Annotated in this window: 12 protein-coding genes; 9 read left to right on the forward strand and 3 right to left on the reverse strand. The window is 69.2% G+C overall.

The annotated features are described in order from the left end of the window. Positions 1-110 precede the first annotated feature (110 nt). The 9 genes from IXW21_RS00355 (at position 111) to IXW21_RS00395 (ending at position 9652) form a co-directional block, all read left to right on the forward strand. The gene (locus IXW21_RS00355) at positions 111-1793 is read left to right on the forward strand and encodes a glycoside hydrolase family 13 protein (protein WP_194762274.1); all 1683 of its coding nucleotides are present in this window, start codon (positions 111-113) and stop codon (positions 1791-1793) included. A 122-nt stretch (positions 1794-1915) separates the two neighbouring features. Beyond that, positions 1916-2929 (forward strand): metal ABC transporter solute-binding protein, Zn/Mn family, encoded by a 1014-nt coding sequence (locus tag IXW21_RS00360; protein ID WP_194762275.1) that lies wholly within the window; start codon positions 1916-1918, stop codon positions 2927-2929. Between the two features lie 86 nt (positions 2930-3015). Next, positions 3016-3822, forward strand: coding sequence for a metal ABC transporter ATP-binding protein (locus IXW21_RS00365; RefSeq protein WP_194762276.1), 807 nt, complete (start codon positions 3016-3018; stop codon positions 3820-3822). Positions 3823-3827: 5 nt separating this feature from the next. Beyond that, the gene (locus IXW21_RS00370) at positions 3828-4694 is read left to right on the forward strand and encodes a metal ABC transporter permease (RefSeq protein WP_194762571.1); all 867 of its coding nucleotides are present in this window, start codon (positions 3828-3830) and stop codon (positions 4692-4694) included. Positions 4695-4810: 116 nt separating this feature from the next. After that, positions 4811-5227: a Fur family transcriptional regulator gene (locus IXW21_RS00375; protein WP_194762277.1), complete on the forward strand. Its 417-nt coding sequence runs from the start codon at positions 4811-4813 to the stop codon at positions 5225-5227. Then, positions 5224-6270, forward strand: a complete 1047-nt coding sequence (locus IXW21_RS00380; protein WP_194762278.1) for a permease — start codon at positions 5224-5226, stop codon at positions 6268-6270. The genes IXW21_RS00375 and IXW21_RS00380 overlap by 4 nt, the downstream gene beginning before the upstream one ends. Beyond that, on the forward strand, positions 6263-7084 hold the full coding sequence (locus IXW21_RS00385) for a TIGR03943 family putative permease subunit (protein ID WP_194762279.1): 822 nt from the start codon (positions 6263-6265) through the stop codon (positions 7082-7084). The genes IXW21_RS00380 and IXW21_RS00385 overlap by 8 nt, the downstream gene beginning before the upstream one ends. Further along, positions 7074-8933: an Ig-like domain-containing protein gene (locus tag IXW21_RS00390; RefSeq protein ID WP_228528017.1), complete on the forward strand. Its 1860-nt coding sequence runs from the start codon at positions 7074-7076 to the stop codon at positions 8931-8933. Before IXW21_RS00385 ends, IXW21_RS00390 begins: the two co-directional genes overlap by 11 nt. A gap of 5 nt (positions 8934-8938) precedes the next feature. After that, positions 8939-9652, forward strand: coding sequence for a DNA-3-methyladenine glycosylase (locus IXW21_RS00395; protein WP_194762280.1), 714 nt, complete (start codon positions 8939-8941; stop codon positions 9650-9652). A 134-nt stretch (positions 9653-9786) separates the two neighbouring features. Here the strand turns inward: IXW21_RS00395 and IXW21_RS00400 are convergent, their stop codons facing one another. The 3 genes from IXW21_RS00400 to IXW21_RS00410 form a co-directional block, all read right to left on the reverse strand. Beyond that, positions 9787-9978, reverse strand: coding sequence for a hypothetical protein (locus IXW21_RS00400; RefSeq protein ID WP_194762281.1), 192 nt, complete (start codon positions 9976-9978; stop codon positions 9787-9789). Between the two features lie 392 nt (positions 9979-10370). Beyond that, the gene (locus IXW21_RS00405; protein WP_194762282.1) at positions 10371-11357 is read right to left on the reverse strand and encodes a hypothetical protein; all 987 of its coding nucleotides are present in this window, start codon (positions 11355-11357) and stop codon (positions 10371-10373) included. A gap of 132 nt (positions 11358-11489) precedes the next feature. Next, positions 11490-12500, reverse strand: coding sequence for a LacI family DNA-binding transcriptional regulator (locus IXW21_RS00410; RefSeq protein WP_194762283.1), 1011 nt, complete (start codon positions 12498-12500; stop codon positions 11490-11492). Between the last annotated feature and the right edge of the window lie 39 nt (positions 12501-12539).

Raw genomic sequence — 12539 nt, forward strand, 5'->3', positions numbered from 1 at the left:
CCTCTGGGTCCCTGAGCCTGTCGCAGGGCCGACCTCTGGGTCCCTGAGCCTGTCGAAGGGCCGCAGACCACACACACCGCAGACCGCAACACAAAGGAGCAACACCCCTCATGACCGATGCGCTTCTCACCGAGACCCGCGACGACACGACGGCAGCATGGTGGCGACAGGCCGCCGTGTATCAGATCTACCCCCGCAGCTTCGCGGACGCGAACGGCGACGGACTCGGCGACATCCCGGGCATCGTCTCGCGGGCCGACTACCTGCAGCAACTCGGCATCGATGCGGTGTGGCTGAGCCCGTTCTACCCCTCGGCTCTGGCCGACGGCGGCTACGACGTGGCCGACTACCGCAATGTCGATCCGCGCCTGGGCACGCTCGAGGACTTCGACGAGATGGTCGCCGCTCTGCACGAACGGGGCATCCGCGTCGTCGTCGACATCGTGCCGAACCATTCGTCCGACCTGCACGAGTGGTTCCAGGAGGCGCTCGCCGCAGGCCGCGGCTCGGCCGCCCGTGAGCGGTACATCTTCCGCGAGGGGTCCGGGCCCGACGGCGCCGAGCCGCCCACCGACTGGACCGCCGCGTTCGGAGGCTCGGCGTGGGAGCGGGTGGCCGACGGTCAGTGGTTCCTGCACAGCTTCGCCCCCGAGCAGCCCGACCTCAACTGGGATCACCCCGAGGTGCGGGAGGACTTCCTGACCACCCTGCGCTTCTGGTCGGACCGCGGTGTCGACGGCTTCCGCATCGACGTGGCGCACATGCTGACCAAGGACCTCAGCGAGCCGCTGCCCAGCACCGCCGAGCTCGAGCTGCTGCCGCACGACGGCAACCACCCGCTGCACGACCGCGATGACGTGCACGAGGTCTACGCCGAGTGGCGTCGGGTCTTCAACGAGTACGACCCGCCCCGCACGGCGGTGGCCGAGGCGTGGGTGAGCACCCCCGAGCGTCGGGCCAAGTACGCGTCGGCCGAGGGCCTCGGTCAGGCGTTCAACTTCGACCTGCTCGTCGCCGACTTCGACGCGACGCAGTTCCGCACGATCATCGCCGACAACCTGGCGCAGGCGCGCGAGACCGGGTCGTCGACGACCTGGGTGCTCTCGAACCATGACGTCACACGTCATGCCACGCGATACGGACTCGCGCAGCTGGCCGGTCGCAAGGGCGTCAAGCAGGGCGTCGAGTGGGTCGCCGCCGGCGGACCGGCCGACCAGCTCGACCGCGAACTCGGGCTCCGTCGGGCGCACGCCGCGACGCTGCTGCTGCTCGGCCTGCCCGGCAGCACCTACCTGTATCAGGGCGAGGAGCTCGGCCTGCAGGAGGTCGCCGAGATCGGACCCGACGATCGCCAGGACCCCGCGTTCTTCCGCGGGGCGGAGTTCGACGGACTCGGGCGCGACGGATGCCGCGTGCCGCTGCCGTGGACGGCATCCGGGTCGTCCTTCGGGTTCGGCGCGGGCGATGCGCACCTGCCGCAGCCGGAATGGTTCGCCGAGTATGCGGTCGACGTCGAGGAGGCTGACCCGTCGTCGACGCTGTCGCTCTACCGCGAGGCATTGCGCCTGCGCCGCGAACTGCAGACCGACGAGAGCCTCGAGTGGATCGAGACCGGACGCACCGATGTGCTGCGCTTCGCTCGCCCGAACGGCTGGCAGATCGTGACGAACTTCGGCTCGGAGCCTTTCGACCTCGGGGCTGATGCGGCGGATGTCGTGCTCGGCTCGGTCGAGGCCGGCGCCGTGCCGGCTGATTCGACCGTCTGGATCGCGCCGGCGGGTCTGACCCGCTGAGGCGTCTCGTCTCGTCGCTGCGCTCCTCGCTCAACGACCGGGCACTTCCGGTCGTTGAGCGAGCGCAGTGAGGCGAGCCGCTCGATTTGATAATGGTTCTCATTAGCTCGTACACTGAAGCAATGAAGAAGCCCGTCCTCGCCCTCGCCTTCGTGTCCGCCGCCGCTCTCGCGCTCGCCGGATGCTCCTCGACCCCCGCCGCGGGGGAGGGCGATGCCGACGGCACGATCCAGGTCGTGGCGAGCACCAACGTCTACGGCTCACTCGCCGCGCAGATCGGCGGCGACCGCGTCGAGGTCGAGTCGATCATCACCTCGGCATCACAGGACCCGCACTCGTACGAGGCATCGGCACGCGACCGTCTGACGGTGAAGGATGCCGATCTCGTGATCGAGAACGGCGGTGGCTACGACTCGTTCATCGACACGCTGCTGCAGGATGCCGGCGACGTGCACGTCGTGACGGCCGTCGAGTCGTCGCACGACTACCCGGGCAACGAGGGCCACGCCGACGAGGAGCACGCTGAGGACGAGCATGCCGCCGAAGAGGAGGCTCACGACCACGAGCACGCCGAGGGCGAAGAGGGTCACGAGGGCCACGATCACATCGAGGGCTTCAACGAGCACGTCTGGTTCGACCCGCACACGATGGTGCACGTGGTCGAGGCGATCGCCGCCGAGCTCTCGGCGATCGACCCTGACGGCGAGGCCGACTTCACGGCCAACGCCGAGAAGATCACGGCCGACCTCGAGGGCTTCGAGGCCGAGCTCGAGACGATCAAGACGGATGCCGCCGGTGCGAATGTCATCATCACCGAGCCGCTTCCCGGTTACATCGCCGCCGCTGCCGGGCTCACCGACGTCACGCCCGAGGGCTTCGCCGAGTCGGTCGAGGAGGGCACCGATGTCGCGCCCGCGACCCTGCTCGCCACACTGCAGGAGATCGAGGGCGGCGAGGTCACGGCCGTGCTGACCAACGCGCAGACCGGCGGTGCCGAGACGCAGCGCGTGGAGGATGCCGCGACGGATGCCGGAATCCCGGTTGTCGCGTTCACGGAGCTCCTGCCTGACGGATCGTCGTACTCTGAGTGGATGAGTGACGCGATCCAGAGCCTCGCCGACGCCCTCCAGTCGTGAGTGGGGGCCCTCGACACGATCAGGGACCCACGGGACCAGCCCGAGGCTCTTCGGGTGACGGGCGAGACAGTCACGGCCGCAGACCGGTGCTCGAGGTGCGCGGCGCCGCGCTCAGCCGCGGCGACCGTGAACTCTGGTCGGGTCTCGACCTGACGGTCGAGCCGGGCGAGTTCATCGCCGTTCTCGGGCCGTCCGGCTCGGGCAAGACCACCCTCCTGCGCAGCATCCTGGGTCTGCAGGCCCTGTCCGCCGGCACGATCGAGGTCGACGGCGAGCCTGTGCGCAAGGGCAACCGTCGCATCGGGTACATCCCCCAGCAGCGCTCGCTCGCGCCCGACACGAGCATGCGCGCTCGCGACCTCGTCGCCCTCGGCGTGCAGGGCAGCCGCTTCGGCTTCCCGATCCCGCACCGCGGCGACAAGGCCAAGGTCGACCAGCTGCTCGCCTCGGTGGGGGCCGCGCACTACGCCGACCGCCGCGTCGGACTGCTCTCGGGCGGCGAGCAGCAGCGTCTGCGCGTCGGTCAGGCGCTCGCCGACGAGCCGTCGCTGCTGCTGTGCGACGAGCCCCTGTCGAACCTCGACCTCGCGAACCAGGTCGCCGTCACCGACATCATCGACCGCCAGCGCCGTGAGCGCGACGCGGCGGTGCTGTTCGTCACGCACGATGTGAACCCCATCCTCGGCCGCGTCGACCGCATCCTGTACATCGCCGGCGGCCGATTCGTGCTGGGCACCCCCGAAGAGGTGCTGCAGACCCGCGTGCTCACCGAGCTGTACGGCACCCCGGTGTTCGTGCTGCGCGCCGGCGACCGGCTGGTGGTCGTCGGCGTACCGGATGCCGAGCCCCACCACGAGCATGCGCACGACCACGATCACGGAGGTGCCGCATGAACCTCATGACCGGCATCGTGCAGACGGTCGACTGGAGCGACGTCTTCTCGTTCCAGGACTACGGCGACCTCGTCGCCCTGCTCGCGAACTCGATCATCGCGGGTGCTGTTCTCGGCATCGTCGGCGGGCTCATCGGCGTCTTCGTGATGCAGCGCGACCTCGCGTTCGCGGTGCACGGCGTCAGCGAGCTGTCGTTCGCCGGTGCCGCGGCGGCTCTGCTGTTCGGCGGCAGCGTGGTGGCGGGATCTCTGGGTGGCGCCCTGATCGCCGCGATCCTCATCGGCGTGCTCGGCGCGAAGGCCCGCGATCGCAACTCGATCGTCGGGGTGCTCATGCCGTTCGGCCTCGGCCTCGGCATCCTCTTCCTGTCTCTGTACGACGGGCGCAGCGCCAACCGGTTCAGCCTGCTGACCGGGCAGATCGTCTCGGTGTCGAGCCCCGATCTCGGCTGGCTGCTCGGCATCAGCATCGTCGTGCTGCTCGGACTGCTGCTCATGTGGAACCCGCTGCGCTTCGACTCGCTCGACCCCGAGTCGGCTGCTGCCCGCGGCGTGCCCACCCGCGCCGTGAGCCTGCTCTTCATGGTGCTGCTCGGACTCATCGTCGCCGTGAGCGTGCACATCATCGGTGCGCTGCTCGTGATGGCGCTGCTCGTGACGCCGGCCGCCGCGGCGATGCGTATCACCGCGGGGCCGGTGGCCGTACCGCTGCTCGCGGCGCTGTTCGGCTTCGTGTCGGCCGTCGGCGGCATCCTGCTCGCGCTCGCCGGCACCCTGCCTGTGAGCCCGTACATCACGACCCTCTCGTTCACGATCTACGTCGTCTGCTGGATCATCCAGCGCACCCGCGCCCGGGTGCGGCGCACACGGTAGGCGTTCGAATCGCGCACTTGGCAGAAAATCCGTCGCCGGATCTGCAAAGTGAGCGATTCGAAAGACCGGTGCAGTTCCCAGGGCCTCGCAAGGACGGCGCGCCTAGAATCGTCGGTATGGCTCAACGGAACACCTGGCAGCGCGAACGCGTGCGCGAAGCCCTCGCCGATGCGCGCGGCTTCGTCAGCGCGCAGAGTCTGCACGCCGCGCTCCGTGACGAGAACACCGGCATCGGCCTGGCCACCGTCTACCGCGCGCTCGCGGGACTCGCCTCGTCGGGAGACGCGGACTCGCTGCAGAGCCCCGAGGGTGAGGCCCTCTACCGCGCCTGCACGACGCAGGGCCACCACCACCACCTGATCTGCCGCAACTGCGGGTTGACCGTCGAGATCGAGGCGACCGACGTCGAGCAGTGGGCGCACCGCACCGCGGCCCTGCACGGCTTCACGGATGCCGCACACGTCGTCGACATCTTCGGACTGTGCGCCCCGTGCACCAACAAGCGCGACGCAGAAGAGGCAGCGAACGCGTGACCGCTCAGGCCACGACGCGGCCGGGCCATGCGCACGGTTCCCACCGCACGCCCGTCCGCCCGCCGCGCTCGCCGTGGATCGGTGTTGGCATCGGGGCCGCGATCGTGGCCGCACTGTTTTTGATCGATCGGTTCCTGCCGACGCTGTTCACAGCCAGTCTTCCGGCCCGAGCCCAGGACGGACTCACTCTCGCGCTGAGCGTGCTGATCGAGGCGCTGCCGTTCGTGATCCTCGGCGTGCTGCTGTCGATCGTGGTGCAGGTGTGGCTGCCGGCCGACGTCATCCACCGCTGGCTGCCGAAGCGCGCCTGGGCCCGTCGTGCCGTGCTCTCGCTGCTGGGCATGCTGATCCCGGTGTGCGAGTGCGGCAACGTGCCGTTCGCCCGCGGCCTCATGATGCGCGGACTCGCTCCCGCCGAGGCGCTGACCTTCCTGATCGCCGCGCCGATCGTCAACCCGATCGTGATCCTCACCACGCACGCGGCGTTCGGTTTCGACGACGGCATCCTCGTCGCGCGTCTCATCGGCGGCTACCTGATCGCGAACCTGATCGGCTGGATCTACAGCCGCCACCCCTCGCCCGACTCCCTGCTCACGCAGCGCTTCGTGGACACCTGCGATCGGGTCACGCATGAGCCCGGCACCCCGGTGCGCCGCAGCCTGACGCAGTTCCTCGTCGAGCTGCGCGCGGTCATGCCCGCCCTGATCATCGGCTCGGCCCTCGCCGGAGCCGTGCAGGTGCTGATCCCGCGCGATCTGCTGCTGGCCATCGGATCGAACCCGGTGCTGTCGATCGTCGCGATGATGGCGCTCGCCATGACCGTCGCGATCTGCTCGAACGTCGACGCGTTCTTCGCGCTGTCGTTCGCGTCGACCTTCTCGTCGGGTGCACTCGTCGCCTTCCTGCTCGTCGGACCGCTCGTCGACGTCAAGATGCTCGCCCTCATGCGCACGACCTTCACGACCCGCACGCTCGCGGGCATCGTGGGCGTGGTCGTGCTCGCCGCCTTCGTGATCGGGATCGGGGTGAACGTCCTTGTCTGAGTCCTCTTCGTCAGAGCGCTCGGCCCGCCGCCGCGCGCTCGGCAGCCGCTGGCTGGGCATCGGTCTCGCCACGGTCGTCGCCGTCGTGACCCTCGGTCTCGGCCTCACGGGCCGCCTCACGCTCTACATCAGCCCCGAGTCGGTGTGGTTCGCCTGCGCCGCGGCGGTGGTGACGCTCGCCGGAGCGATCTGGTCGTGCACGCTGCCGCTCGGCGAAGAGGGCGACCACGGTCATGATCACGGGCACGGCGCGGGTCACGGGGCCGAGGCCGACCACGACGACGCCGAGCACGATGCTCCGTCGACGCGGCGTCGCACCCTGGCGCTCGCGGGAACCGTGACCGGAGGCGTCGTCGCCTCGGGCGTGGTCGTCGCGGCTCTCGTGCTGCCGCCAGCCTCGCTGTCGGTCGAGCTCGCGATGTCGCGCGTGGGCGAGCAGACCGCGCTGTTCCAGGGAGCAGACGACATCACGCTCGGCGTCGCCGACACCGCCACCTTCGGCGTCGGCGACTGGGCGAGTGTGTTCGCCACCGCGACGAACACCTCGGCGTACGACGGCAAGACGGTCACGCTGACCGGGTTCGTCACACCGACCGACGACGACGGCGTGAACCTCACGCGCATGGTCATCACGCACTGCGTGATCGACGCGCAGCCGGCCACGGTGCCGGTCACGATCGACGCCGGCGAGTTCGACACCGGCCAGTGGGTCGAGATCGAGGGCACGGTCAGGGCGGATGCCGATGGCGCGCTGCACGTCGACCCGACCACCGTGACGCCGATCGACGAGCCCGGGGACCCGTATGAGTACTGACGACGAGCGTCCCGAGACGCCCGCCGTTCCTCGCACCCGCGCCGAGATGCGCGCCGCCCGCGAGGCAGAGGCGGCAGCGGCCGCGGCGTCGGGGTCCGGGTCGTCGAGCGAGGACGGCGGAGCCGACCGAGACGACACGCGCTCCGCTCCGCATGAGCCCGCTCCGGAGTCGGACCGGCGCTTCACCCCGCCGGCGGCCGGCTCGACGACCGAGGATGAGACCGCTCCTTCCCGGTCGAGCGAGGCTGCGGGGGTGGTCCCTCCTGCCCGGTCGTCGAGCGAGGAAACGCGCGAGCCGGCTTCGTCCCGGTCGTCGAGCGAGGAAACGCGCGAGCCGGCTTCGTCCCGGTCGTCGAGCGAGGACGCCGGAGCCGACCGAGACGACACGCGCTCCGCTCCGCATGAGCCCGCTACGGATTCGGACCCCGGTTTCACCCCGCCCGCGGCCGGATCGACGACCGAGGGTGAGCCCGCCGCCCCGCGCGACCGCCGGTTCATCCTGGCGCTCGGTGCCGTGCTCGGCATCCTGGTGCTGGTCGGCGCGGGTCTCGGGGTGGTCAGCCTGACGCAGGGTCCCCGCATCACCGAGGTGCAGGTCGATCCGGCCCAGGCGATCGAGGCCTCGGGCAGCCGCATGATCCTCACGGCGAACCAGTCGCTCACGGCGATCGACGAGTCGCAGGTCACGGTCGAGCCCGCGGTGCCGTTCACGCTTGATGCGGCGGGCCGTGGCATCGGCATCCGCTTCACGGTTCCTCTCGACGACGACACGAAGTACACCGTGAGCATCGCCGACGTGCAGGGCGCGGGTGGCGGACCGTCGACGACGCTGACCCAGAGCTTCACGACGCAGGCGTCGAACATCTTCCTGCTGCGACGCGACGTCGACGGCAAGGACTCGATCTTCCGCACCGATCTCACGGGCGAGAAGGCCGTGGCGGTGTTCTCGGCAGACAAGATCAACGACTTCCGCGCGACGTCGACGCAGCTCGTCGTGTCGCTCGAAGAGGACGACGGCTCGAGGCTTCTCGTCATGAACCGCGACGGTTCCGAGCAGCGCGAGCTGGCCCTGCCGGGCGAGGGCTACGTCGGTGCGATCCAGGTCTCGGAGCGCGGCGGCTACGTGGGGTACAGCTACTCCGACAAGGAACTCAGCGACACGGAGGGCCGCGCGAGCGTGCTCGTCACCCAGTCGCTGAGCGGAGACGACGAGCCGGTGGTCACGGAGGTCGGAGGCGAGGAGGCGAACATCTTCGTGTGGCAGTTCGTGCCCGACAGCGCCGCGGTGCTGTTCATCGACTTCGACGGCGCCCTGTCGCTCGTCGACCGCTCGACGGATGCCGGTGTGCAGTCCCTCGGGCTCGCGACGACGATCCAGGGCATCAGCCGCGGCACCTACACGGCGATCGTCGAACGCCTCGACGGCTCGGTCGTCGAGCTCAACCTCGCGGACGGATCGGAGCAGCCCCTCGCGGCATCCTCTCCCGACTACGGCACCGCCACCACCATCACGCCGTTCCCCGGCGGAACCCTGCGCCACGTCGTCGCGCGCAGCGAGAGCGGCGTGCCGAACGGTCAGGCGATCATCAAGGTCAACGACGAGGGCGCCGCGACACCGCTGGTCGAGGTCGGGTCCACCGACTCGATCCTGCAGGCGTGCGCCTCGCCCAGCGGGCAGTATGCGGCTGTCGTGATCGCCCCCGACCTTGCTGACAACGCGTACGACCAGATGCTGCTGCCTCTGCCCGAGAACATGGAGACGCACCTGATCGACCTGCGCTCCGGCGACGAGCTCGTCGCGCTCACCGGTTTCGACGCCTCGTGGTGCCAGACGGCGCCGCAGTTCTAGACGCCATGTCGTCGGATGCGCTGCACCGCGCGACCCGCGCCGAGCTGACCGGTCTGGCGGTCGATGTCGCGCCGCTGCTGCTCGGGGCCGAGCTGCGCACTGTCGTGAGAGGGCTCGACGGCGCCGCCCCCGAGGTGCGTCTGCGCCTCACCGAGGTCGAGGCGTATCACGGGCACGGCACGGGCGCTCAGCCCGACCCGGGATCCCACGCCCGCATGGGGCGCACGGCACGCAACGCGACGATGTGGGGCGAACCCGGTCACCTGTACGTGTATCTGAGTCACGGCATCCACTCGTGCGTCAACGTCGTCTGCGGGCCCGAGGGGCAGGCCGGCGGAATCCTCATGCGCGCGGGCGAGATCGTCGGCGGGCTGGATGCGGCGGCGGTGCGCCGCGGCGTGACACCGCCCCTGCGACCGACCGCGCTGCGCGACCTCGCCCGCGGGCCGGGTCGGTTCGGCCAGGCGTCGGGGCTGCGGCATCCGATCCACGATGGGATCGACGCGGTCACCGGTGCGGAGTTCGCGGGTGCGACCGCCGAGCTGTGGCTGCGTGACGACCCGGTGCGCGATGTCGCGACCGGGCCGCGGGTCGGTGTCGCCGGCATCGCCGGGACCGAGGCGTTCCCCTGGCGCTTCTGGATCGCGGGCGACCCGACGGTCTCGCCGTTCCGCTGGGGGAGGGGCGCGCAGGTAGCATCCGCCGAGCGCGATTCTTGATGCGTCGGGACAAGAGACGCGATGTGGCCACGACCACCCAGCGGCTTGTATGATTGATACACGCCTCCCCCTGAGGGGTGCGAGGAAGTGAAGCCGGGACCCCCGCCGCAGGACGGGACCCGGCTTTCGCGCGTCTACAGCTCGAACATGGCCTCTTCAAGCTTGTCCTCGAAGCAGGCGCGATAGAGGGTGCGGCCGTCGTGAGCTGCGGCGACTGCGCCGGCTACTGCGTCGGGAACCCACAGAAGAGGTTCTTCCAAGGGCTTGGCGTGGTCGACGCGCAGTGTCGGAGGGAGCGCGTCTGTGGTGCGGAGGTTGGCGACCATCGCGAGGTCTCTTCTGTTGCCGATCTCATCTCGCGATTCGAACCAGACCTGTGTGACGCTCCCTGAAGCGAGCTTATGGAGCAGCTGCTGCATGCACTTTCGACGAGCGCGCTCCTGTCGCCGCGGATCGATCCGCGTGGCAGTGACGACGATGTTCGTCAGCGGCAGATCCCCGATGAGTCTGGAGATCCGGAGCCTGTCGCGCTCATCCTCACTGTTCCAGTGAGTTCTCCCGCGGGTGCGCCGTGCCATGGCCCGCAACCGTAGGCGGGTCGTGTCCAAGTCCTCGGCCGCTGCTGTCGTCACTGCCGCTGCAAGGAGGTAGAGGTTCGCTCTGACATGGATGGACTCATCGACCCACGCATGCAGTTCCGTGGTCGGGCGCGTATGCGTCACGAGTGCTTCCCCGGCCAGTCGATGTCAAAGTAGCCAGTTCTGGGCGAGCCGGGGCGACCATCCCAGACTTCGATGATCGATCGAGCGAACTCGTCAGGATCCACGGAGTCCGGGCCCTCGAGAGAGGCGGTGATGAAGAAGGTCAGCATCGCTCCGGGTTCGTTGATCATCGGTGGAGGCGCGGTCACCGACGAATCGATCCCCCTGCCGGCGATGCGGTAGTCGCGCGCGAGCCACACCAGCCACTCGGAGACCAGCCATCCCTCCGGTGACGGGCCGACGTCGCCTACTTGGAGGTTGGCGTCGGCTGACTCAATCGACCACCACAACTCCCATCGGTGATCATCGTCCCGAGTGTCCATTGAGGCCCATCCCCCAATGCCGGGCATGGCGTTGAGGACCTCGGAGAGCCACTGCAAACGAGGGGGAGCGCCGAACTCGCTAGAGCCATCCGGCTTAGGGGGCGTGGAGGGCTCGATGCTCGCGAGCTTGCTGAGATACTGCGCTCTCTTGAAGCCTCGATAAAGCGTCTCCCATGAGTCGCTGTCGCCGTCGGGGGGAGCCGCCAAGATCCAGATGCTGTCGAGTTCCGCGACGACGTGCGAGAGCACTCCTACGTTGGTCGAGCTCGCAATCACCGCTTTCGCATGTAGGAGCTCTGGGGAGTCTGGAGCAACGGATTCCGTGGCTCCGACCAGGTCGTGCAAGAGGTCAACGTCTCGTCGCCGGAACTCTGACGACGCCAAAGACACTGTCTTCGCAGACACGCCCAGCTCTTCTGCCACACTTCTCCCGGTAGCGCCCGGACGGAGGGTGGCCTCATAGATTGCCTGACGGCGCACCTGCGCCAACCGACCATGGACCGTTCGAAGCTCTTCACCCACAGCAACACACTCTCGCGCCCGCTCGATGGGGTCCGGTATCGCTGCAACGGAACGCACGAGACGTTCGAGCAGTTCTGACGAGGCCGGTTCCTGGTTCATGCGGCTATCGTATACCCACAGTTACCCCTAGGGGTAACGCCTGTACCGGTGGGGGTATCTAAACTCGAAGCGCTCGCTTCGACCGTTCTTGTCTCCGGTGAGAAATCGCCCGATGGCCCCCGCGAAGCCGGGTCAGGCCGACTCTCTCCACACGACCGGCGTCGGCAGCATGATGCCCGCCCGCGGGCGCTGATCGTCGCGCAGCTGCGCGAGGACGGATGCCGCGGCGGCCGCGCCGAGCCCCTGCGCGGGCTGGTCGACGGTCGACAGCTGCGGCGTCGTGCGGGTGGCCCAGGTGCTGTTGTCGAACCCGACGACGCCCACATCCTCCGGAACGCGTCGGCCCGCTTCGCGCAGGGCCCACATGGCGCCAGCGGCGACGGCATCCGAGGCGGCGAACACCCCGTCGATGTCGGGCACGCGCTCGAGCAGTCGCGTCATCGCGGCGGCGCCGTCGGCGTACGAGTACAGCGGCACCTCTTCGACGAGGGCCGGGTCGAAGGCGTCGCCGAGCGCGTCGGTGAAGCCCGCGAGACGGTCGGTGCCCGAGTCGCGGTCGAGCGCGGCCGCGATCATTCCGACGCGCCTCCGCCCCGTCGCCAGGAGGCGTGAGGTCACGGCCTTCGCGGCGCCGCGGTTGTCGACGCCGACCCAGGCGGCGTCCACGTCGGGCGGGTGGCCGACGTAGGCGACCGGCAGGTCGAGGCGCATGACGGCCTTGGTGATGGGGTCCTGCGCTCGCGCCGAGACGATCACGGCGCCGTCGACGAAGCCGCCGTTCAGATACCGTGCGACGCGTTCGGTGTCTCGCACCGAGTCCACCACGAGGCACACCATCTGATAGTCCGCCTCGGACAGCGTCTCGTTCGTGCCCAGCATGATCGCGCCGATGTTGGGGTCTTCGAGGAACAGCGCGTGCGGCTCGTGAACGATGAACGCGATGGCCTGGGTGCGCTGGCGCACGAGGTTCTGCGCGGCGGTGTTCGGCACGTAGCCGACCTCGCGGATCGCGTCTTCGATGGCGGTGCGCGCGGCATCCGACACGTAGCCGCCGTTGATCACCCGGCTGACGGTTCCCCTCGACACTCCGGCCACGCGCGCCACGTCGTGCACGGTGCTGCGACGACGGGCGGAAGTGCTCATGATCCACAGCCTAGCGACCCGGACTTGACGAGATTCGTC

Origin of the sequence: Microbacterium sp. UFMG61 (assembly GCF_015354505.1) — a bacterium.
GTDB lineage: Bacteria > Actinomycetota > Actinomycetes > Actinomycetales > Microbacteriaceae > Microbacterium.